This is a genomic window from Mesorhizobium sp. M1050, assembly GCF_040318715.1.
GTDB lineage: Bacteria > Pseudomonadota > Alphaproteobacteria > Rhizobiales > Rhizobiaceae > Mesorhizobium.
Genome location: NZ_JAMYMV010000091.1, coordinates 1 through 20707, shown reverse-complemented (window position 1 = coordinate 20707; position 20707 = coordinate 1). Strand labels below are relative to the sequence as shown.

At 63.9% G+C, this 20707-nt stretch carries 19 protein-coding genes and 1 pseudogene; 12 read left to right on the top strand and 8 right to left on the bottom strand.

From position 1 onward, the window contains the following. The first annotated feature begins 150 nt into the window (after positions 1 to 150). The 5 genes and pseudogenes from NKH57_RS30280 to NKH57_RS30260 all read left to right on the top strand — a co-directional run bounded on the left by NKH57_RS30280 (position 151) and on the right by NKH57_RS30260 (position 5338). A complete protein-coding gene (locus NKH57_RS30280; protein WP_352949796.1) occupies positions 151 to 954 on the top strand; it encodes a glycosyltransferase family 25 protein in 804 nt (267 codons plus the stop codon). A gap of 199 nt (positions 955 to 1153) precedes the next feature. After that, on the top strand, positions 1154 to 1717 hold the full coding sequence (locus NKH57_RS30275) for a type 1 glutamine amidotransferase domain-containing protein (RefSeq protein WP_352949794.1): 564 nt from the start codon (positions 1154 to 1156) through the stop codon (positions 1715 to 1717). 248 nt (positions 1718 to 1965) lie between these two features. Next, positions 1966 to 2847, top strand: a complete 882-nt coding sequence (locus NKH57_RS30270; RefSeq protein ID WP_352949792.1) for an aminopeptidase P family N-terminal domain-containing protein — start codon at positions 1966 to 1968, stop codon at positions 2845 to 2847. Further along, positions 2810 to 3211, top strand: a complete 402-nt coding sequence (locus NKH57_RS30265) for a M24 family metallopeptidase (RefSeq protein WP_352949790.1) — start codon at positions 2810 to 2812, stop codon at positions 3209 to 3211. The genes NKH57_RS30270 and NKH57_RS30265 overlap by 38 nt, the downstream gene beginning before the upstream one ends. A 350-nt stretch (positions 3212 to 3561) precedes the next feature. Beyond that, positions 3562 to 5338, top strand: a pseudogene (locus NKH57_RS30260) (NAD(P)-binding domain-containing protein). 160 nt (positions 5339 to 5498) lie between these two features. On the opposite strand, the gene NKH57_RS30255 reads toward NKH57_RS30260, so the two are convergent. Further along, positions 5499 to 6734, bottom strand: a complete 1236-nt coding sequence (locus NKH57_RS30255) for an amidohydrolase/deacetylase family metallohydrolase (RefSeq protein WP_352730738.1) — start codon at positions 6732 to 6734, stop codon at positions 5499 to 5501. Between the two features lie 26 nt (positions 6735 to 6760). Continuing rightward, positions 6761 to 7177, bottom strand: coding sequence for a RidA family protein (locus tag NKH57_RS30250; RefSeq protein ID WP_050589621.1), 417 nt, complete (start codon positions 7175 to 7177; stop codon positions 6761 to 6763). A gap of 158 nt (positions 7178 to 7335) precedes the next feature. Here NKH57_RS30250 and NKH57_RS30245 point away from each other — a divergent pair, with 158 nt between their 5' ends. The 3 genes from NKH57_RS30245 (at position 7336) to NKH57_RS30235 (ending at position 9011) form a co-directional block, all read left to right on the top strand. Then, entirely contained in the window at positions 7336 to 7821 is a 486-nt protein-coding gene (locus tag NKH57_RS30245) for a hypothetical protein (RefSeq protein ID WP_023763075.1), read from the top strand. 225 nt (positions 7822 to 8046) lie between these two features. Continuing rightward, positions 8047 to 8802, top strand: a complete 756-nt coding sequence (locus tag NKH57_RS30240; RefSeq protein WP_352949788.1) for a COG4280 domain-containing protein — start codon at positions 8047 to 8049, stop codon at positions 8800 to 8802. After that, complete coding sequence (locus NKH57_RS30235; protein ID WP_352949786.1) at positions 8799 to 9011, top strand: hypothetical protein; 213 nt, start codon at positions 8799 to 8801, stop codon at positions 9009 to 9011. The genes NKH57_RS30240 and NKH57_RS30235 overlap by 4 nt, the downstream gene beginning before the upstream one ends. On the opposite strand, the gene NKH57_RS30230 is transcribed toward NKH57_RS30235, so the two are convergent. Further along, positions 9012 to 9647 carry a methyltransferase family protein gene (locus tag NKH57_RS30230; protein WP_352949784.1) on the bottom strand — a complete coding sequence of 212 codons (636 nt, stop codon included), beginning with the start codon at positions 9645 to 9647 and terminating at the stop codon, positions 9012 to 9014. A gap of 255 nt (positions 9648 to 9902) precedes the next feature. Between NKH57_RS30230 and NKH57_RS30225 the strand changes: the two genes are divergently transcribed. The 3 genes from NKH57_RS30225 (at position 9903) to NKH57_RS30215 (ending at position 12825) form a co-directional block, all read left to right on the top strand. Beyond that, positions 9903 to 10694 carry a COG4705 family protein gene (locus NKH57_RS30225; protein WP_352949782.1) on the top strand — a complete coding sequence of 264 codons (792 nt, stop codon included), beginning with the start codon at positions 9903 to 9905 and terminating at the stop codon, positions 10692 to 10694. An 86-nt stretch (positions 10695 to 10780) separates the two neighbouring features. Beyond that, positions 10781 to 11458 (top strand): winged helix-turn-helix domain-containing protein, encoded by a 678-nt coding sequence (locus tag NKH57_RS30220; protein ID WP_352608882.1) that lies wholly within the window; start codon positions 10781 to 10783, stop codon positions 11456 to 11458. Next, entirely contained in the window at positions 11455 to 12825 is a 1371-nt protein-coding gene (locus NKH57_RS30215) for a HAMP domain-containing sensor histidine kinase (RefSeq protein ID WP_352949780.1), read from the top strand. Before NKH57_RS30220 ends, NKH57_RS30215 begins: the two co-directional genes overlap by 4 nt. 206 nt (positions 12826 to 13031) lie before the next feature. Here NKH57_RS30215 and NKH57_RS30210 read toward each other — a convergent pair whose 3' ends face one another. Continuing rightward, the gene (locus NKH57_RS30210; protein WP_352730749.1) at positions 13032 to 13460 is read right to left on the bottom strand and encodes an Lrp/AsnC family transcriptional regulator; all 429 of its coding nucleotides are present in this window, start codon (positions 13458 to 13460) and stop codon (positions 13032 to 13034) included. 162 nt (positions 13461 to 13622) lie between these two features. Between NKH57_RS30210 and NKH57_RS30205 the strand changes: the two genes are divergently transcribed. Continuing rightward, entirely contained in the window at positions 13623 to 14726 is a 1104-nt protein-coding gene (locus NKH57_RS30205; protein ID WP_023763083.1) for a saccharopine dehydrogenase family protein, read from the top strand. A 172-nt stretch (positions 14727 to 14898) separates the two neighbouring features. Here the strand turns inward: NKH57_RS30205 and lpdA are convergent, their stop codons facing one another. The 4 genes from lpdA to NKH57_RS30185 all read right to left on the bottom strand — a co-directional run bounded on the left by lpdA (position 14899) and on the right by NKH57_RS30185 (position 20306). Next, on the bottom strand, positions 14899 to 16290 hold the full coding sequence (gene lpdA / locus NKH57_RS30200) for a dihydrolipoyl dehydrogenase (RefSeq protein ID WP_352949777.1): 1392 nt from the start codon (positions 16288 to 16290) through the stop codon (positions 14899 to 14901). Between the two features lie 367 nt (positions 16291 to 16657). Beyond that, positions 16658 to 18055 (bottom strand): dihydrolipoamide acetyltransferase family protein, encoded by a 1398-nt coding sequence (locus NKH57_RS30195; RefSeq protein ID WP_352949775.1) that lies wholly within the window; start codon positions 18053 to 18055, stop codon positions 16658 to 16660. A 1-nt stretch (position 18056) separates the two neighbouring features. Beyond that, positions 18057 to 19070 carry an alpha-ketoacid dehydrogenase subunit beta gene (locus NKH57_RS30190; RefSeq protein ID WP_352735269.1) on the bottom strand — a complete coding sequence of 338 codons (1014 nt, stop codon included), beginning with the start codon at positions 19068 to 19070 and terminating at the stop codon, positions 18057 to 18059. Positions 19071 to 19073: 3 nt separating this feature from the next. Beyond that, the gene (locus tag NKH57_RS30185; protein WP_352949798.1) at positions 19074 to 20306 is read right to left on the bottom strand and encodes a 3-methyl-2-oxobutanoate dehydrogenase (2-methylpropanoyl-transferring) subunit alpha; all 1233 of its coding nucleotides are present in this window, start codon (positions 20304 to 20306) and stop codon (positions 19074 to 19076) included. Positions 20307 to 20707: the final 401 nt, after the last annotated feature.

The window sequence follows — 20707 nt, the reverse complement described above, 5'->3', positions numbered from 1 at the left end:
ATCCTCGGCGAGGTCACGTCAACCGAATGCCGAAATTACTTCACCGAGGCTGGCTATGCCCAACCTAAATTCATCCCGCTCTAGAACCGGATGGTTTCAGGTCGATTCGATCTGAAATTTGAATCCGCCTCTAAATCAAAGAGCTTCGGCATGGCGAATAAGAAGCTGTGTCCCGTGACCGTTCAAGGCGTAGACTCGCAAAAAGCCGATGGCTATACACGGCAAATGCCTACGTTTCCCGCCGACCAGGTCTATGTGCGTGTTTGCCACGTCAAGCAGGGCTATGATGACCGCGAACAGCACATTGCAAGGCAGGTCGCCCGTCATGGTATCCCGGCCACCTGGTATCTTCACTGGGATGTTTCAGATATTACTGACGAAGAGGTCGAAAGGCTTACCGTGCCAGGCGCTCTCAAACTGGCGGAACTGTCCTGCTCCTTGAAACACATCGGGATCTGGCGTGAGTTTCTGCAGACCGACAAGCCCTATTGTCTGGTCTTTGAGGACGACGTTTTCCTGGCGGCCAATTTCAATACAAAGTTTAACGCAGCTCTGGCGGAGCTCGGCGATCCAAACCGCAAGGCCGTCATCTATATCGGCAATGCCGGTACGTACTACATTTCGGCGTTCAAGTTGAAGCGCGGACAACATCTCTATCCAGCCCCTCACGGCAGATCCACCGATTCCTATATCATCACCCGCTCCGTGGCAGCCGAGAGGTGCGCCTGGTTTGATGCACGCAAGATGTCCGCGCCGATCGGCCACGAGATCGACGGTGCGGACGCGGCGCTCGGGGTGGAGGTGCTTTGGTTCGAGAGACCCTTTGTTGAGCAGGGCACGCACAATGGGGCCTTCTTGACGTCCATAAATCCCGACAGTCAACGGCCGCTTTGGTACAAGCGCATCGAGTGGCAGTATAAGAAATATCGCCGACAGCTCGTTGGCCATATGTAGCGCTCGCCGCGACCCGGCGGGGCTGCGCGGCCGAACCTGGTTTCAACCGGCTTTTGGGTCGACAACATTGACCGGGCCGGTGGGGGTACCTGACCGAAATCCCTTCAATCATCCTCCAGAAGTCACATAAAGTTACAGCAAGGAACGCTTCCCGCTGGACCTCGTTAGCTCTTCCATCAACCCAATGATGGAGAAAACCATGCAGGACATTTCCGGCAAGCGCGTCGCTATCCTTGCGACAAATGGCTTTGAACAAGCCGAACTTGAGGTGCCGCTCAAGAAATTGCGCGAAGCGGGCGCCGAGGTCGATGTCGTGTCGCTCGCAAGCGGCAAGATCAAGGGCTGGGATCACAAGGATTGGGGCCGCGAGGTGCCAGTCGACAAGATGTTGGATGAGACGCGGGCGGAGGACTATGACGCGATCGTGTTGCCCGGCGGCGTTATCAACCCCGATCTGCTGCGGATCGAGCCGAAAGTCCTCAATTTCATCAAATCGTTCTGGTCGGCCAACAAGGTCGTCGGCGCGATCTGCCATGCGCCCTGGCTTCTCGTCGAGACCGGAATTGTGAAGGGCCGCCGGGTCACGTCCTACAAATCGATCAAGACCGACGTGATCAATGCCGGTGGTGTCTGGCAAGACAGCGCGGTGGTCACCGACCAGGGGCTTGTCACCAGCCGCAACCCAGGCGATCTCGACGCGTTCTGCGACAAGCTCGCCGAGGAAATCAGGGAAGGCCGGCACGACAGGCGCGCTGCGGCTTAGCCCGCCCACCAGGCCGGCCCAGCCGAAGCCCAATGCCGCCGTCGCCAAGCTGGAATCGATCAAATAGCGGTTTCCGTCCGTTGCTCCCTGCGTCATCGCAGGGGCGATCGCTTCAGACCCGCGCCCGGAAAGGGCAGTGGTCGAAACCGCCGGGTTGTGTCCCTCGGCACAACGCCTGCCCCACATCTGCCACTTGATCGTCGCTGTCCGGAATGCTCCGTTGCCGCTTCGGACATTCGGAGAAACCCATGACAGGCTTTGTCGACCGCCAGCGCGCGGCTCAACTGATGGATCGCGCCGGCATCGAGGCACTGGTGCTGTGCGCGCCCGAGGCCTTCCACTATGCGACCGGTGCTTCGATCGGTCCGGCGGGACTGTTCCGGCGTGCCGGCGCCGGCTTCGTCATCATTCCCGCTGGCCAGGACCTGCCGATCGGCGTGGTGGTGGCGGACTTCAATGCGGCGCAGCTGCAGGCGGCATTGCCCGAAGCTGTCATTCGCAGCCACCCGGTCTGGATCGAAACCGCTACGCTTGACGGCTCGACGTCCGGCCTGTCGCTGGTGCAACGCATCGAGGCTGGCCTGACATCGTCCGACCGGGCGCCTGATTTCTCGCGGCCGGCGACATTCGACCTGACCAATTCCGTCCGCGCGCTGAAGGAAATCTTGACCTGCTTCGGTCTCGACCGCGCAACGATTGGCGTCGATCTCGATTTCATCGCCGCCGCAGATTTCTTGGCCATGCAGTCGTTGCTGCCGGCCTGCATCATGGTTGATGGAGCGGCCGCGCTCGACAGGCTGCGGGCCATCAAGTCGCAACGCGAGGTCGACCTTTTGCAGCAAGGCATCACCCTGTCGGAGGCCGGGTTGGAGCGGCTGCAGGTGGATGCGATGGCCGGCATGTGCCAAGCCGATCTCATTGCCCTCTACCGGGAAGGCGTCGCCAGCGCCGCGGCGGGCCTGTCCCATCCCGCTGCGACGGCCGAATATGTGACGCTGGGCGCGAAGGCCAAAGCCGCCGATGCGAAAGCCGTGCCCGGCGACCCGCTGAAGTGCGACATGGTCTGCACGGTCGGCGGCTACGGCCTCCGACATGTCGCGCAACTTCACCTTCGGGCCGCCATCGGCTGAGCAGGCCGAGCTGCATGCGATCGCCGAACGGGCCTTCGAGGACGGGCTGGCATCCCTTGTTCCGGGGACCACGCTCGCCCAAGTGCATCGCGGCGCCACCGACAGCCTGGCGCGGCAAGGGCTGCGCTCCTATCGCCGCGGTCATTTCGGCCACGGCGTCGGCCAATCGGTCTTTTCCGAACAATGGCCGTTCATTGCGGCCGACAGCGATGTCGTGATCGAAGCCGGCATGGTGCTGGCTTTCGAGATCCCGCTCTACATCGACGGCCTCGCCAGCTTCAATCTCGAGGACCAGTTCCTGATCACGCCGAACGGACCTGTCGCCATGAACCGCCTGCCGAGGCGGCTGGAGGTGATTGGATAGCGAGGGCCCTTGGGGCGCTCTGTGGTCGGGTTACTTCCTGGTGTCATACTGCGCCGCAGTCATCATCCAGAATGGCCCCGTGGAGCCATAGCCTGCAAACATGCTAAGAAGTCTGCCTAGCAACCCCAGGAAAGGATCATGACCGAAGCTGGCAGCCAGGAAGGGCCTGATCCGGGCCACGATATGGAGGGCGCGATCCTGTCAGGCGCATCCCCGACATCATCTGGCTGATCAAGGATTCGGGCAAGGAGATGGAGCCGCTCGGGGATTGAGGCTGCGCTTCTGCCTTGTCCCACAAGTTGAGAAGGAAAGAACGGGCGAGGCCAACGCCAAAACGAAAGTGTGAAGTAATGCTGGACATGGCACCATCGAAACAGGCAGCGGCATGGCTCGCTTCTTTTGCGCACGCGCTCGAAGCGGGCGATGGGGCGGCAGCGAGCAACCTGTTCGTCGATGACTGCTACTGGCGCGATCTCCTGACCTTCACCTGGAACATCACGACCATGGAAGGCCGCGACGCGATCGCCGGCATGCTCAAGGCAACGCTGGCTACGACCAGGCCGACGGCATGGCAGCTGACCGGCGAGGCGACTTCGGACGAGGGCACCATCGGGGCCTGGTTCAGCTTCGAGACCGCAGTGGCGTCAGGAGAGGGCATCATGCGGCTGCGCGATGGCCGCTGCCGGACATTGTTCACCGCGATGACCGAGCTCAAAGGGTTCGAGGAGCGCAAGGGGGCAAAGCGTCCGCTCGGCGTCCGCCACAAGGCCGATCCGGAGCGCGAGACCTGGTCGGAGGCGCGGGAGCGCGAGACACGCGAGCTTGGCACTGATGAACAGCCCTACTGCCTGGTCATCGGCGGCGGCCAGGGCGGCATCATGCTCGGCGCGCGGCTGCGCCAGCTCGGCGTGCCCACCGTCGTCATCGAGAAGAATTCAAGGCCCGGCGATTCCTGGCGCAACCGCTACCGCACGCTCGTGCTGCATGACCCGGTCTGGTACGACCATCTGCCCTACATTCCCTTCCCGGAAAACTGGCCGGTTTTCACGCCCAAGGACAAGATGGGTGACTGGTTGGAAATGTATACGCGCGTGATGGAGCTCAACTATTGGGCCGCCACGAACTGCCTCAGCGCCAGCTATGACGAGGCGGAGAAAGTCTGGACCGTGATGGTCGATCGCGCCGGCCGGCACATCACGCTGAAGCCGAAGCACATCGTCTTCGCCACCGGCGCCTATGGTCCGCCGCGCCGGATCGACCTGCCGGGCGCCGATCGATTCAAAGGCGAGCTGCTGCATTCCAGCCAATATGACAGCGGCGAGAAGTTCCACGGCAGACGCGTCGCGGTCATCGGTGCGGCAAGCTCCGGTCATGATGTCTGTGTCGATCTCTGGGAAAGCGGCGCCGACGTCACCATGATCCAGCGCTCGCCGACCACCGTGGTCAAGTCGGACACGCTGATGGAGGTCGGTTTCGAGATCTTCTCGGAGAAGGCATTGGCGCGGCATCACCACCGAGAAAGCCGACATGATCGTCGCCTCGATGCCGTTCGCGCTCGTACCCAAGGGCCAGCGGGCTCTCTACGAGGTGATCAAGGCGCGCGACGCGGCCTTCTACGCCCGCCTGCGAGCCGCCGGCTTCGCCATCGATTTCGGCGACGACGAGACCGGCCTTCTGATGAAGGCCTACCGCACCGGCTCCGGCTACTACATCGATGTCGGCGCGTCCGACCTGATCATCGACGGCAAGATCGGCATCCGCAGCGGCGTCGCCATCAGATCGCTGACGCAGGACGGCATCCTGTTCGAGGACGGCACCGAACTCGCCGCCGACGCGATCATCGCCTGCACCGGCTATCAGTCGATGAACGAGACGGTGGCGCAAATCGTCTCGCGCGAGGTCGCCGACAAGGTCGGCCCCTGCTGGGGTCTTGGCTCGGGCGTCAAGGGCGATCCCGGACCATGGCAAGGCGAGCTGCGCAACATGTGGAAACCGACCGCGCAGGAAGCGCTGTGGTTCCACGGCGGCAACCTCGCGCTGTCGCGCTTCTATTCGAAGTATGTAGCGCTGCAGATCAAAGCACGGATGGAGGGGATTGAGACGCCGGTTTATGGAGCGGTGAGCTGACGCTGCTGATCTCCCCCCTCGAGGGGGAGATGTCGCCGAAGGCGACAGAGGGGGTCGCTTCACGTAAAGCTCCAACCTCCATCTGCCACAAGCAGGTCGCATCCAGTCGAACCGACCCCCTCTGGCCTGCCGGCCATCTCCCCTCAAGGGGGGAGATCAGCTAATCATGCCGGTGCCGGAAATGCTGGGCCGCCACCTCGATATGCGTATGCGACCCATGCGGCTCGAAACGCTCGGTCTCGCTGACGTCGTTCACCGCCTCGTTTGGCCACCACGTGCCGCCGATGGCGATGCCTTCGCAGACCAGCCGCTGGTCGGCGACCAGCGAGGCGCCGACCGCGTCGACGAAGGTGAAGCGGCCCGGGCGCTGCCGCAGCACGGCGACATCGCCGACGGTGCCGACCGCCAGAGTGCCGAGATCGGGCCGCGCGATCGCCCGCGCTGGCGTTTGCGTCGCGGCGCGCAAAACCTCGACCAGCGGCATGCCGAGCGCCAGCAGCTTCGACATGCAGACCAGGATGTCGAAGGCCGGCCCGTCGACGCAGTAGAGATGCACGTCGCTGCTGATCACGTCGGGCGCCAACCCTTCCTCGAGCATCGCCCGCGCGACCGCGAAATCGAACGAGCCCATGCCATGGCCAAGATCGAAGATGACGCCGCGCTCGCGCGCCAGCCGCATGTCCGGTCGCACAGCGCCGGAGGCGAACACCGGCGCATTGGGGAAAGGCCGGAAGCAATGAGTGAGGATATCACCCTTGCGCAGGCGCGGCAGCACTTCCGAGCGGCCTGGAGGCGGCTCGTCGATATGCGCCATCAGCGGCAGGTCGGCCTGGTCGGCGGCCTCCAGCGCGAGGTCGACCGGCACGATGCCGCTGGTGCCGCCGGCATGCTTGCCGGAGCGGACCTTTACGCCGACCACGACGTCGCGATGTTCGCGCACTGCCGCGACCACCTCGCGCGGATCGCACAGCCTGAGATCGCTGCACTCGCCGACCGACACCGTCTGCGAGAAACCGAAAATGCCGGCAAAGGAAATGTTGACATAGGCCAGGATGCGGACCTTCGAGCGCTCCATGACGTGGCGGCGGAAGCCAAGGAAATTGCCGGCTCCCGCGCTGCCCGCATCGATGAAGGTGGTGGTGCCGCTCTTGGCGGCCAGCCGATCGGCATCGACGCCGAGCGAAGTGCCACCCCAATAAACGTGGCTGTGCAGGTCGACGAGGCCTGATGTGACGATGCAGCCGGTGGCATCGACGACCTGCGCGGCGCTGGTCACCGGGATATCGGCGTCGATCGCGGCGACCCGGCCATTGGCAATGGCGACATCGCGCGGCGCGTCGATGCCGGCCGCCGGATCGATCAGCCGTCCACCCTTAAGCAGGAGGTCGAATTGCATTGGGGCCACCCCGGTTCGCCGTTCGCTTACAGAGGCCGGTAGGCGACCGCCTCGAGTTCGATCTTGATATCGATCATCAGCCGCGATTCGACCGTGGTGCGGGCCGGCGGGTTCTTCGGAAAGTGCCTGGCATAGACCGCGTTGAAGGCGCCGAAATCGCGCGCATCTTCCAGCCAGACCGTGGTCTTGACCACATCGTCCAGGGTGCAGCCGGCGAGCGCCAGTGCCGCCTTCACATTGGCGAGCACCTGTTCGGTTTGTTCCGAAATGCCGCCCTTGACCACGATGCCATCGCTGCCGATGGGCACCTGGCCGGAGATGTAGACGAGATCGCCGGCCCGCACGGCTGGCGACAACGGCACATGGGATGTTCCGAAAGTCTGCTTGGGCAAGGGATAACCTCCTCTGGTACAGGGACGGGATGCACCCGCTTGCGTCGACATTTACCCCGATCGGGGCGATCCTCATAGAACTTTGTTGGAAAGCAACATTCCAGGGGATTCATGTTGCTTTATTACAGAAGCGCTTGCATCGTGCGCCCAAACGGGCAGCCTTGTAGGCCGCAGCGGAAGACGCGTTTGGCAGACCGGAGACAACAGCAATGACCTACGACAAGAACCCGTTTCCGGCAGGCGATGCCGATCGCCACGCGCTGTGGGAAATGCTGGTGCGGCGCGACATCGACGCCTTCATCGGCCAGGACTGGGCGATGGTCGAGAACGATTTCGTGACCGAAAGCTTCTTCGGCATGCACGCGCATTTCCTCAGCAATGCCGACGCCTGGCGGCTGCAGTTTCCGCGGCTGGAAGTCTATCGCGACGAGTGGCTGCGCCAGGCCAAGGAGACCGCGGCGACAAAATTCGCTGAGCCGCTGCGCGAGGCGCTGTTTCGCGTCACCAACATGCGCGACATCGATGTCGACGGCGACCGCGCCGTGCTGCACAAGAAATTCGACGGCTCGATCGCCAAGGCCGACGGCAGCGTCGACAGGCTGAAGTGGCAGACGCTGTATTTCTGCACCAAGGTCGGCGGCAGCTGGAAGATCGCGGGTTTTGTCGGCTACATGCCTCATCCGCTCGGCGGCTAGGCAATTCCGGGAAAGTTTTTAGCGGTTTCCATGGGGAACTGAGCAAAAACAAATAGCTGGCGAGCCGCGACCGCGACGGCGAGGTCGCCACCATTAGCCGGTTAACTATGCCTGCCGTGGGTCAGGCCTCGGCCGCCCTGCTGCATACGGATTTGTAAGAATGCTGTCGGGCGCCGCGGCAATGTCTATGGTAGAAAAGCCTGCATTCCTGAGGGGACAGCAGCCATGACTGATTTCGCACCGTTGGTTTCCACCGTAAGCGCGGCCTTTCTCGGCTCGTTCGTTGAGGTGGTCGAAGCCTTCACAATCGTGCTCGCGGTCGGCTTGACCCGAGGCTGGCGGCCGGCATTGACCGGCGCTGCATTGGCGCTGGCACTCCTGGCGGCGCTCGTGCTGGCTTTCGGGCCGTTGCTGGCGCTTGTTCCCATCACCGCGCTGCAATTCACGGTCGGCGTCCTGCTCATCCTGTTCGGCATGCGGTGGCTGCGCAAGGCCATTCTGCGCAGCGTCGGGATCGTCCCGCTGCATGACGAGGAGGCGGCGTTCTCGAAGGAAACCGCGGTACTTCGCCAGCAGGCCGGCGACCGCCGCGCGGACTACCTGGCCGGGCTGGCGGCATTCAAGGCGGTGCTGCTGGAAGGTGTCGAGGTGGTGTTCATCGTCATCGCGGTTGGCGGCGCACATGGACAAACACTCAACGCCGGCCTTGGGGCGCTGGCAGCGTTCGTCCTGGTGATGATCATCGGCCTCGCCGTCCATCGTCCATTGGCACGCGTTCCTGAAAACGCGCTGAAGTTCGTCGTCGGCGTGATGCTGACCAGCTTCGGCATTTTCTGGACCGGTGAAGCTATTGGCGCCGACTGGCCCGGTGCCGATCTCACATTGCTGGCGATCTTCGCGGTCATGGCGCTCGCATCCTTTGCCATCGTCCGCTGGTTGCGCGACGCCCATCGCGCTCCAACCGGATCACACCTTCGATGAGCGTCGTGCGCATCGCTCTCAAGGAGCTTATCGGCATGTTCATGGACGACGGCAGCCTGGCGCTGTTGGCGCTGATCCTGATTGCGGCGGTCACGGCAGCGGTGAAGATGCTGGGGCTGCCGCCGCGCCTCGGCGGCATCCTGCTGCTGATCGGCTGCCTGGCTATTCTGGCGCACAGCGCGCGGCGGGCAGCGGTGCGGCGGCGCTGATCAGTAGAGCGTGACGAAGGCTGGGAACAACAGGCCGGTCGCCCTGAAATGCTCGACCAGTTCGACGACCGGGAAGATGGCGAGGAAATAGAGGCCGTCCAAAAATGTCCGCTTGAGCGCCCGCGTCGAGAACTGCAGCTCGTCATGGTCGTGGTACAGAAAGGGATTTGGCCAGAACCGGGGCGTGATCTTGATATAGGCAAGATAGACCGGGCCGAATTTGCCCAGCAGAAATTCGGCTTCCTTGCGCGCCGTGGCGCGAAAGATGAAAAAACTCGCAAGGCCCAACGCCAGCGCCGCAAACATCGAGCCGTACACCAATCCGATGCCGATCGCGCCGATCGTCGAGAAGAAGTAGAGCGGGTTCTGCATTGTCGAGAACGGTCCCGTCGAGACCAGTTCCTGGTTCTTTTTGCCGCCGACATAGAGGATGCTCCAGAGCCGTCCGACGACGCAGACGAGCACCAGGCACAAGCCGAGAAGCTCGAGCGCTTCGTGCCCGTCCGAGCCCTCCGTCAACCCAGGTTTGGTGAGAAACAGGAGCAGCACCGCCAGCACCGCCGCGACCCGCACGAAGATCAACCGCTTGCGCTGGTCGAAGGCCCGTGAAACCGGCTTGAGGGAAGCGTAGGTCATTCTTGTTTTCCTTGGGCTTCCAAAGCGGGCATTGGCCAGGTTTCGGAGCACTGATCACTACATTGATGGCGGATGCAAGGCCCTCGCATTTCATCACCGCATCGCCAGGCATTCGTAAAGGTCTTTTGCGCAGCCCATGCCCATTCTTACGAATTTGTATGCCGCAGGACAGGCTGAGGTGAACTCTGCTGCCTACGGTGCGGCATGCCGGCTCGGCTCTGCTGCGCCGCGATCGAAGATCTCGGGATATCCGCCATGCTCTCGCCCAACAGACAACAACCCGCCGCACCGACCCAGAACAGGGTTCCCGACGTCACGCTCGACTTCTGGCTTGTCAAACTGATGGCGGTCACCACAGGCGAGACCGCAGCCGACTATCTCGCCGTCAACCTTGGGCTTGGGTTGACCGTCACATTGCTGGTCATGAGCGGCGTCCTGGTAGCCGCGCTTGTCGCTCAATTCGCGCAGAAACGCTACGTCCCATGGGCATACTGGCTGGCGGTGTTACTGGCCAGCGTCGTCGGCACGCTGGTGACGGACAACCTCGTCGACACTTTCGGCGTACGCCTGCAGACGACGACAATTGCCTTCTCGGTGGCGCTCGCCGCGACATTCGCGGTCTGGTACGCCAGCGAAAGGACGCTGTCGATCCACACCATCTTCACCACCAGGCGCGAGATCTTCTACTGGCTGGCGATTGTCCTGACCTTCTCGCTCGGCACCGCCGCCGGCGATCTCGTCGCCGAAAGCTTTGACATGGGTTACCTCACCACGGGGCTGCTGTTCGGCGGCGTCATCGCGCTCATCACGCTCGCCTACTGGCTGCTCGATCTGGACAGCATCCTTACCTTCTGGCTCGCCTACATCCTGACGCGGCCGCTTGGCGCCTCCTTCGGCGACCTGCTGTCGCGCTCGACCGGGCATGGCGGCCTGGGCTTCGGCACCACCTTCACCAGCCTGCTCTTCCTCGGCGGCATCATTGCCGTCGTCCTCCACATGACCCTGATGGGCGACGATGCCGACAAAATCCTGCTGGAATCGGACTGAATCGAACCCCTGCGCGCTCGTGACATCCTAGGAACGGCCCCATGCCGGTGGTAGTTTGCCAATCTCGGCAACGGACCGGACCTTTCATGCGACTGCTTCTCGTCGAGGACGACCACAGGACGGCTGACTACATCGTCAGGGGACTGACCGAGGCCGGCCATGTCTGCGACCTGCTTCGCAACGGCCATGACGGACTTTTCGCGGCGACCAGCGGCAACTATGACGTGATTATCGCCGATCGCATGATCCCCGGTCTCGACGGCCTGTCGATGATCAAGTCGGTTCGCGCAGCCGGCGTGGGGACGCCGGCGATCTTTCTCACCTCCGTCGGCGGCGTCGACGACCGCGTCGAAGGGCTCGAGGCGGGCGGTGACGATTATTTGGTCAAGCCCTTCGCCTTTTCCGAGCTTCTCGCCCGCATCAATGCGCTTGGCCGCCGGCCGGCGGCGCAGGAACAGAAGACCGTTCTGCGGGTTGCCGATCTGGAGATGGACCTGATCATGCGCCGCGTTATCAGGCGGGGCCAGCCGATCGACCTGCAGCCGAGGGAGTTCAGCCTGCTGGAAGTGTTGATGCGCGGCGAGGGCCGCGTCATCACCCGCACCATGCTTCTGGAGCGTGTCTGGGACTTTCATTTCGATCCCAGGACCAGCGTCGTCGAAACCCATATCAGCCGGCTGCGGGCCAAGGTTGACAAACCGTTCGGAACCCAGCTCATCCATACGGTCCGCAACACCGGCTACAGCCTGCACGCGCCGTCATGACCGGAACATGGTCCCGCCTGCTGCGCAGCACGCCGTTCCGGCTTGCCTTGACCTTCGCCTTCCTGTTCGTGCTGGCCTTCGTGCTATCGGGCGCCATCGTCTACCAGATGATGAGCGCCGATCTTGCCGAGCGGCTCGACGACACCATCAAGGAGACTTACGCGGTCGTCGCCGCGACCTATGGCGACAATGATCTCAAGGCGCTGGTGGAGACCGTCGGCAGCCACTCCATGCGCAGCCTCAAGAAGGAGCAGCTATTTTCGCTGACCGACGCGGCCGGCAACCGCCTGGCCGGCAATTTCACCGCAGCGGGGCTTCCCGACGGCTTCTCGATGTTCGATGCCGAGATGCCCGGCGTGCCGCCGGGCGCCGAGTACCGCGCCTATTCCGGTCCGGTCGGCGGCAACACCTTGACCGTCGCCTTCAGCCTTTCCGAGACGGAGGAGCTGGAGACGATCGTGCTGATGAGCTTCGGCTGGGGGACGCTCATCATCACCGGGCTGGCGGTCGCCGGTGGCGCCCTGCTTGCCTCACGTGTCCAGCGCCGTCTCGACGGCATCGCCGCCACCATGGTGGACGTCTCGCACGGACGGCTGGACACCCGCATTCCGCTGACCGGCAAGGGCGACGATATCGACATCGTCTCAACCCAGGTCAACGCCGCGCTCGATCGACTGTCGGCGCTGGTGGAAGGCATGAGACAGGTCAGCGCCAACATCGCGCACGATCTGAAGACGCCGCTCAACCGGCTGCAGATGATCCTCGACAGCGCGTCCGAAAAGAACCTGTCGGGTCAAAGAATCGCCGGTGAGCTGGCCGAGGCGCATGCCGAGAGCCTGCAGATCAACGAGACCTTCGACGCGCTGCTGCGCATCGCCCAGATCGAGGCCGGCGCGCGCCGGGCGCGGTTCAGCGATGTCGATCTGGGCGAGGTGCTGCAAACCATCGCCGAGATCTATGCCGACGTGGCCGAGGACGACGGAAAATCGCTGTCGTTGGCGCAACGGCAGGAAACGACGGACCGGATCCACGGCGATCGCGAGCTTCTGACGCAGATGTTCGCCAATCTGGTCGAGAACGCGCTGCGCCATTGTCCATCAGGCACTTCCATCAAACTATCGGTGACGCGCCAGGGCGACCGCGTTGTCGCCAGCGTCGCCGACAGCGGTCCCGGCATTCCCGCCGACGAGCGCGACAAGGTCTTCCAGCGGCTCTACCGGCTCGACCACAGCCGCTCGACACTGGGCAGCGGACTGGGTTTGAGCCTTGTCAGGGCCGTCGCCGATCTGCATGGAGCATCGATTACGCTCGAGGATTGCCGGCCCGGCCTAGCCGTGGCGGTGAGCTTTCCGATAGTAATGGATTGATAGGCGAAAGCCGAAATGACGGCCGATCTCCCCCCTTGCGGGGGAGATGCCTGGCAAGGCAGAGGGGGGTGCTGTCCTGCCGACCTGCCGATTTCTGGCATCACGTCAAAACAACTGGGCAAGGTTGGCGCCTGTACACCCCCCTCTGGCCTGCCGGCCATCTCCCCCGCAAGGGGGGAGATCAGCAGCTTCACCGCTCCCCGCCCTCACCGATCGATCCGCGTCGACAGGATGATCGAAGACAAGGTCCGCTCGACCCCGTCCATGGCGCCGATCTGGTCGAGCAGCAGGTCGAGATCGCGGATCGACGGCGCGTCGACGATGACGATCATGTCGAAATTGCCGCTGACCGAATGGAGCGTCCTGACCGGTGCCAGTGCGCGCAGGCCGCGCACCACCTTGTCGGCGAGTTTGGGTGTCACGGTGAGCAGCACATGCGCCCGGACCAGCCCCTGCTCATAGTCCGGCGCCAGCCGCACACCATAGCCTGTGATGATGCCGCGTTGCTCCAGCCGTTCGAGCCGGCTCTGCACGGTCGTGCGTGACACGCCGAGCCGCCGCGCGAGTTCGGCGGTCGAGGCGCGCGCGTTCTCGCGCAGCAGCGAAAGCAGGGCCTGTTCGGCGTCACTGAGCATTTCGACGATTCCTGTCGGCAGATCGCGCAATCATGGTTTCGCTTCGAACAATTCCACGCTTCCTTTCGACGGGCAAGCTGCGATCCTCATCCAGTCGCCCAAAAGCGTGCAGCGGTTTTGGGACAACGACATGCATTGAACAAAGGATGTGAGGGATCGGTCATGAAGAAAGTTGTTGTTGTCGGCGCCGGCAAGATAGGCTCGACCATTGCCGAGATGCTCGCCGCCACCGGGGATTATCAGGTCACGCTCGTCGACCGCTCGGCGGCGCAGCTCGCTGCCGCCGAATTGCCGGCCACGATCGCGACGCTGGAGCTCGACATCGAGGCATCCGGCACGCTGGAAGCGGCCCTCGCCGGCAAGTTCGCGGTGCTGAGTGCCGCCCCCTTCCATCTGACCACGCGCATCGCCGAGGCGGCGGCAAGTGCCGGCGTGCACTATCTCGACCTGACCGAGGATGTCGTCTCGACGCGCCGGGTCAAGGAACTGGCGCGCTCGGGCAAGAGCGCCTTCATCCCGCAATGCGGCCTGGCGCCGGGCTTCATCTCGATCGTCGCCAACGATCTCGCCAGCCGCTTCGATACGCTAGAAAGCGTGCGCATGCGCGTCGGCGCCCTGCCGCAATACCCGTCGAACGCGCTGAACTACAATCTGACCTGGAGCACCGACGGCGTCATCAACGAATATTGCGAACCCTGCGAGGCGATCGTCGAGGGCGAGCTGGTCGAAGTGCCGCCGCTGGAGGAGCGCGAGGAATTCTCGCTCGACGGCGTCACCTACGAGGCCTTCAACACCTCCGGTGGGCTGGGCACGCTGGCCGAGACGCTGAAAGGCAAGGTGCGCACGCTGAACTACCGCACCATCCGCTACCCCGGCCATGCCGCGATCATGAAGGCGCTGCTCAACGACCTTGGCCTGCGCCACCGCCGCGACGTGCTGAAGGACATTTTCGAAAGCGCCCTGCCGGCGACGCTGCAGGACGTGGTCATCGTCTTCGTCACCGTCTCCGGTCGCAAGAACGGCCGCCTGCTGCAAGAGACCTACGCCAACAAGATCTACTCCCAGCGGGTCGGCCAGGTAGTGCGCAGCGCCATCCAGATCACCACCGCGTCCGGCATCTGCGCCGTGCTCGACATGCTGGCCGACGGCAGCCTGCCGGCGACCGGCTTCGTCAAGCAGGAAGACATCGCGCTCGACGCCTTCCTCGCCAACCGCTTCGGCCGCGCCTATGCCCAGCACGAGATGGCGAGCCGGCTGGCAAGCTGAGCGCCTAATCTCCCCCCTTGAGGGGGAGATGTCGCCGAAGGCGACAGAGGGGGTCGCCGCGCGTCAAGCGCCAACCTCCATCTGTCGCAAGGCAAGGAGGGTCGCATCCAGTCGAACCGACCCCCTCTGGCCTGCCGGCCATCTCCCCCTCAAGGGGGGAGATCGCACCGCCTCAAATATGCAGCGCGTGCCCCAGCGCCTTGAGCGCGGCTTCCTGGAAGCCTTCGCCTTGCGTCGGATGGGCATGGATGGTGCCGGCGATGTCCTCCAGCCTTGCGCCCATTTCGAGCGCCAGCCCGAACGCCGCCGACAGTTCCGACGCGCCTTGCCCGACCGCCTGGATGCCGAGCACCAGATGGTTGTCCGCCCGCGCCACGACGCGAACGAAGCCGTCCTCGCCGAGCTTCGTCATCGCGCGGCCATTGGCGGCGAACGGGAACATGCCGATCTTGAGCTCGCCGCCGAGCGCCTTGGCCTCTTCCGGCGACAGGCCTGCCGTCACCAGCTCGGGATCAGTGAAGCAGACAGCGGGAATGGAGCGCTTGTCCCAGCTGCGTTTGTGGCCGGCAACGATCTCGGCGACCATTTCGCCCTGCGCCATCGCCCGGTGCGCCAGCATCGGCTCGCCGGTGACGTCGCCGATGGCAAAGATGCCGCGCATCGAGGTGCGACACTGGTCGTCGATGCGGATGAATTTGCCCGCCAAGTCGAGGTCTATCTGCTCGAGCCCCCAGCCTTCGGTCACCGGCTTGCGGCCAACCGTCACCAGGATTTTGTCGGCGGCGACCTTGGTGCTCTTGCCGTCGGATGTCTCGACCAGCAGCGCGCCACCCTTGGTTCCCTTGGCCTTGACGCCCGTCATCACCTCGATGCCGAGCGCGGAGAGCCGCTTGACGACAGGCCGGGTGAGTTCGGAATCATACTGCGCCAGCACCCGCGGCAAGGCCTCGACCACGGTCACCTTGGCGCCCATCTTGGCGAAGGCGATGCCGAGTTCCAGTCCGATATAGCCGCCACCGACGACCGCAAGTTTTTTCGGCACTTCGCTTAGCGCCAGCGCCTCCGTCGAGGAGATCACCGGCCCGCCAAAGGGCAGGAATGGCAGTTCGACCGGGGCCGAGCCGGTGGCGATGGCGATCGCCTCGGCGCGGATCACTTGGCTTCCCGTCTCGGTCTCGACCGCAACGGTCTTGCCGTCACGAAAGGTCGCCCAGCCGTGCACGGTCTTCACGCCGGCCTTCTTGAGCAGGCCAGCGACGCCGCTGTTGAGCCGGCTGACGATGCCGTCCTTCCAGGCGATTGTTTTGGCAAGGTCCAGCATCGGCGCGGTGACCGAGATGCCGAGCGGGCTCTCGCCGCCGGCCATGTGCAAGACCTTCTCGAACTCTTCCGCGGCATGGATCAGCGCCTTGGATGGGATGCAGCCGACATTGAGGCAGGTGCCACCCGGTTTGCCGGCTTCCACGATCACCGTATCGACGCCGAGCTGGCCGGCGCGGATGGCGCAGACATAGCCGCCCGGACCGGCGCCGATGACGAGCAGCTTGCAGGAGATTTCTTTCATGATGACATCCTAACTATTTGTCGCGCCTGCTCGAAAGGAGCGCTCTGCAGCGATCCTTCGCGCGCCCCTTGAAGCGCGTAATCTCCCCCCTCGAGGGGGAGATGTCGCCGAAGGCGACAGAGGGGGTCGCCGGGCGTAGAGCGCCTGCCTGCATCTGTCGCGCAAGGCGGTCGCGTCCAGTCGTACCGACCCCCTCTGGCCTGCCGGCCATCTCCCCCTCGAGGGGGGAGATTGGATGTCACCTCGGCTTTCGCCAATCTCCAAAACTTAGAGAGAGGCGGGGATGGCGAAGCTGCCGATCTCCCTCCTTGAGGGGGAGATGCCTGGCAAGGCAGAGGGGGGCGCTGTCCCGCCGACATCTCCGCCCTCAATTCACAAAAATCAGCGCCGGCGTTTCCAGCAGCGTCTTGATGCGCTGGATGAACACCGCCGCGTCCCAGCCGTCGATGACGCGATGGTCGAAGCTGGACGACAGGTTCATCATCTTGCGCGGGATGAACTGGGTGCCGTCCCACACCGGCCGCACCATCATCTTGTTGACGCCGATGATCGCCACTTCCGGATGATTGATGACCGGCGTCGTCGCCACGCCGCCCATGGCGCCAAGCGAGGTGATGGTGATGGTCGAGCCGGACAGCTCGTCGCGGGTTGCCGTGCCCGACTTGGCCGCCTCGGCCAGCCTTATGATCTCGGCGCCGCACTCCCAGATGTCGCGCGCCTCGGCATGCTTGACCACCGGCACCACCAGCCCCGACGGCGTCTGCGCGGCGATGCCGATATGAATGCCGCCATGCTGGTGGATAATGCCGGCCTCGTCGTCGAACAGCGAATTGAGATTGGGCTGGTCCGATATCGCCTTGACCATCGCCCGCATCAGGAACGGCAGCAGCGTCAGCTTCGGCCGCTCCACGCCCGGGCGCTTCTCCTTGTTGAGTGCGGCGCGCAGCTCCTCGAGCGCGGTGACGTCGATCTCCTCGACATAGGTGATGTGCGGGATGCGCGATTTCGACAGCATCATCTTCTCGGCGATCTTGCGCCGCAAGCCGACCACCTTGATGTCCTCGACCGCGTCGTTGCGGGCGAGGCCCCTGGCGACCTGCGGACCGTGTGCCAGGAAAGCCTCGATGTCCTCATGGCCGATGCGGCCGGCCGGGCCGCTTCCCGCAACCTGCCGCAGATCGATGCCGGCCTCTTTCGCCCGCAGGCGAACAGCCGGCGAGGCCAGCGGTTTTTCGCCTTCGGGACGGGGAGCGGCGACGGGCCCGACAACTCTGGACGTCGGCGCAGTACCCCCACCCCTAGCCCCTCCCCACAAGGGGGAGGGGGACTCGGTCTCTGCCGCCCGTATACCGGTATCTGATTCCCTGGCGTCCGTGGTTCTTGGCGCATTCTTGGACGTGGCTGACTTGGCGTCGGCCTTCGTGGTTGAAACGCGTCCCCCTCCCCCTTGTGGGGAGGGGCTAGGGGTGGGGGTACTCTCAGCCGTGACTTTTGCCGGCGCCGCACCCCCCACATTGCCCTCGCCCGCCACCTTCAGCCGCACGATGGGCGAGCCGATTGCCACCGTGTCGCCGATCTCGGCGCCCAGCCACAGGATTTCGCCATCGACCGGCGACGGAATTTCGACCGTCGCCTTGTCGGTCATGACGGCGGCGAGCACGCTGTCCTCGCGCACGATGTCGCCGACCTTGACGTGCCATTCGACCAGTTCGGCCTCGGCGACACCCTCGCCGACATCGGGCAGCTTGATGATGTGCTCGCCCATCTCAGGCCTCCATGGTTTCGATGAGAGCGCGGCCAACGCGGGCGGGGCCGGGGAAGTAATCCCACTCCTGCGCATGCGGATAGGGCGTGTCCCAGCCGGCGACCCGCGTCACAGGTGCTTCCAGATGGTAGAAACAGTTTTCCTGCACCAGCGCCGACAGCTCGGCGCCGAAGCCCGACGTCAGCGTCGCCTCGTGCACGATGACGCAGCGTCCCGTTTTTTTCACCGAAGCCACGATGCTGTCGAGGTCGAGCGGCAACAACGTCCTGAGATCGATGATCTCGGCATCGATGCCGGTTTCCTCGGCGGCGGCCTGCGCGACATAGACCATGGTGCCATAGGCGAGCACGGTGATGGCTGACCCTGGCCTGCGGATCGCCGCCTTGCCGAGCGGCACGGTGTAGTGGCCGTCTGCGACTTCGCCGAGCGCATGCTTCGACCATGGCGTCACCGGCCGGTCGTGATGGCCGTCGAAGGGACCGTTGTAGAGCCGCTTCGGCTCCAGGAAGATCACCGGGTCCGGGTCCTCGATCGCCGCGATCAGCAGCCCCTTGGCGTCATGCGGATTGGACGGCACCACGGTCTTCAGGCCGGACACATGGGTGAACAGCGCTTCCGGGCTCTGGCTGTGCGTCTGGCCGCCGAAGATGCCGCCGCCGGTCGGCATCCGCACCACGATCGGACAGGTGAAATCGCCATTGGAGCGGTAGCGCAGCCTCGCCGCTTCCTGTGTCAGCTGGTCGTATGCCGGATACATGTAGTCGGCAAACTGAATCTCCACGCACGGTTTCAAGCCATAGGCGGCCATGCCGATGGCCGAGCCGACGATGCCGGATTCGCTGATCGGCGCATCGAAGCAGCGGCTCTTGCCGTATTTGGCCTGCAGGCCTTGGGTGCAGCGGAAGACGCCGCCGAAGAAGCCGACATCCTCGCCGTACACGACGACTTTGCTGTCGCGTGCCATCGACACGTCCATGGCGTCGCGGATCGCCTCGATCATGGTGCGTCTCGGCATGGCTCAGACTCCCGCCTGCTGGCGCTGGCGCCGCAGATGCGGCGGCATTTCGGCGTAGAGGCCCTCGAACATGTCGCGCGTCGAAGGCTTGCCGCCGGCATGCAGCGTGCCGTGGCTTTCCGCTTCTTTCTGCGCCATGATCACCGTGTCGAGGATTTCCGCCTCGGCCTGGGTGTGCCGCTCCTCCGACCAGACACCGAGCGCGATGAGATGGTTCTTCAGCCGCACGATCGGGTCGCCGAGCGGCCAGGCGTCGGATTCGGTCTTCGGCCGGTAGGCAGAGGGGTCGTCCGAGCTCGAATGCGCGCCGGCGCGGTAGGTGACATATTCGACCAGCGTTGGGCCGAGATTGCTGCGCGCACGCTCCGCCGCCCATTTGGCGACCGCATGGACAGCGAGATAGTCGTTGCCGTCGACGCGCAGCGACGGGATGCCGAAGCCGAGGCCCCTCGCCGCGAACGTGCCCGAGCCACCGCGCGCGATGCCCTGGAAAGTCGAGATCGCCCACTGGTTGTTGACGACGTTGAGCACGACAGGCGCCTTGTAGGTGGAGGCGAACACCAGCGCCGAATGGAAGTCGGACTCGGCCGTCGAGCCATCGCCGATCCAGGCCGCGGCGATCTTCGAATCATTGCTGATGGCCGAAGCCATCGCCCAGCCGACCGCTTGGATATACTGCGTCGCCAGATTGCCGGAAATCGAGAAGAAGCCGTGCTCTTTCGACGAATACATGATCGGCAATTGCCGGCCCTTCAGCGGATCCGCCTCGTTGGAATAGATCTGGTTCATCATCGTGACCATCGGATAGCCGTCGGCGATGAGCAGGCCGGCCTGGCGATAGGTCGGGAAATTCATGTCGCCCGGCGCCAGCGCCTTGCGGAAGGCGCAGGACACCGCCTCTTCGCCCAGATTCTGCATATAAAACGAGGTCTTGCCCTGGCGCTGCGCCATCTGCATGCGCGCGTCGAAGGTCCTGAGCGTCATCATGTGGCGCAGGCCGGCCAAAAGCTCGTCACTGGAAAGCAGGCCGGCCCAGGGCCCAACGGCTTCGCCATTGCGGTTCAGCACGCGGATGATCGAGAAGGCATGATCGCGGATGGTGCGCGGATCGACAGAGATTTCGGGGCGCGACACCGAGCCGGCCTTCGGGATCGGCACATTGGAAAAGTCAGGCGTTCCGCCCGGTCGCACTTCCGGCTCCGGAACGTGAAACCGCAACATCCCAGCATCGGCCATGACCAAGTCCTCCAATGTTGCCTGGCGCCGATAGTTGCATATCTGCACGGCCAGTGCGAATTCGTCGGGCAAGCCTTCAGTCCCGGCCACGCCGGTCGATGCAGCCTCCCCAACACCAAGATGTAGATATGTCTGCGAAATTTCTTGTCGATGTTGGGCGGGGACGCGCAATTAGGGGGAAGGTTGCGCTGGGGTTGCGGCCATATAAGGCGATTGGGGGGCAGCACTTGAGTTCCTCGCCCTCACTTTCATACTTCCGGAGGAGAGGAAGGGCGCCAAGGTTGGCGAACTCGCACCTTTCCTCTCCCCCGTCGACGGCAGGGGAATCGCACATGAGTACAAAGGGACTCTTGTGTGGTGTGCGGAAATCGATTCTGAAAGGACCTCTGGATGATCGGAGG

Excerpts from the sequence above, each read along its gene's own strand:
- NKH57_RS30280 (WP_352949796.1), top strand. The coding sequence starts at position 151 with ATGGCGAATAAGAAGCTGTGTCCCGTGACCGTTCAAGGCGTAGACTCG.
- NKH57_RS30275 (WP_352949794.1), top strand. The coding sequence starts at position 1,154 with ATGCAGGACATTTCCGGCAAGCGCGTCGCTATCCTTGCGACAAATGGC.
- NKH57_RS30270 (WP_352949792.1), top strand. The coding sequence starts at position 1,966 with ATGACAGGCTTTGTCGACCGCCAGCGCGCGGCTCAACTGATGGATCGC.
- NKH57_RS30265 (WP_352949790.1), top strand. The coding sequence starts at position 2,810 with ATGTCGCGCAACTTCACCTTCGGGCCGCCATCGGCTGAGCAGGCCGAG.
- NKH57_RS30255 (WP_352730738.1), bottom strand. The coding sequence starts at position 6,734 with ATGCAATTCGACCTCCTGCTTAAGGGTGGACGGCTGATCGATCCGGCG.
- NKH57_RS30250 (WP_050589621.1), bottom strand. The coding sequence starts at position 7,177 with ATGTCGACGCAAGCGGGTGCATCCCGTCCCTGTACCAGAGGAGGTTAT.
- NKH57_RS30245 (WP_023763075.1), top strand. The coding sequence starts at position 7,336 with ATGACCTACGACAAGAACCCGTTTCCGGCAGGCGATGCCGATCGCCAC.
- NKH57_RS30240 (WP_352949788.1), top strand. The coding sequence starts at position 8,047 with ATGACTGATTTCGCACCGTTGGTTTCCACCGTAAGCGCGGCCTTTCTC.
- NKH57_RS30235 (WP_352949786.1), top strand. The coding sequence starts at position 8,799 with ATGAGCGTCGTGCGCATCGCTCTCAAGGAGCTTATCGGCATGTTCATG.
- NKH57_RS30230 (WP_352949784.1), bottom strand. The coding sequence starts at position 9,647 with ATGACCTACGCTTCCCTCAAGCCGGTTTCACGGGCCTTCGACCAGCGC.
- NKH57_RS30225 (WP_352949782.1), top strand. The coding sequence starts at position 9,903 with ATGCTCTCGCCCAACAGACAACAACCCGCCGCACCGACCCAGAACAGG.
- NKH57_RS30220 (WP_352608882.1), top strand. The coding sequence starts at position 10,781 with ATGCGACTGCTTCTCGTCGAGGACGACCACAGGACGGCTGACTACATC.
- NKH57_RS30215 (WP_352949780.1), top strand. The coding sequence starts at position 11,455 with ATGACCGGAACATGGTCCCGCCTGCTGCGCAGCACGCCGTTCCGGCTT.
- NKH57_RS30210 (WP_352730749.1), bottom strand. The coding sequence starts at position 13,460 with ATGCTCAGTGACGCCGAACAGGCCCTGCTTTCGCTGCTGCGCGAGAAC.
- NKH57_RS30205 (WP_023763083.1), top strand. The coding sequence starts at position 13,623 with ATGAAGAAAGTTGTTGTTGTCGGCGCCGGCAAGATAGGCTCGACCATT.
- lpdA (WP_352949777.1), bottom strand. The coding sequence starts at position 16,290 with ATGAAAGAAATCTCCTGCAAGCTGCTCGTCATCGGCGCCGGTCCGGGC.
- NKH57_RS30195 (WP_352949775.1), bottom strand. The coding sequence starts at position 18,055 with ATGGGCGAGCACATCATCAAGCTGCCCGATGTCGGCGAGGGTGTCGCC.
- NKH57_RS30190 (WP_352735269.1), bottom strand. The coding sequence starts at position 19,070 with ATGCCGAGACGCACCATGATCGAGGCGATCCGCGACGCCATGGACGTG.
- NKH57_RS30185 (WP_352949798.1), bottom strand. The coding sequence starts at position 20,306 with ATGGCCGATGCTGGGATGTTGCGGTTTCACGTTCCGGAGCCGGAAGTG.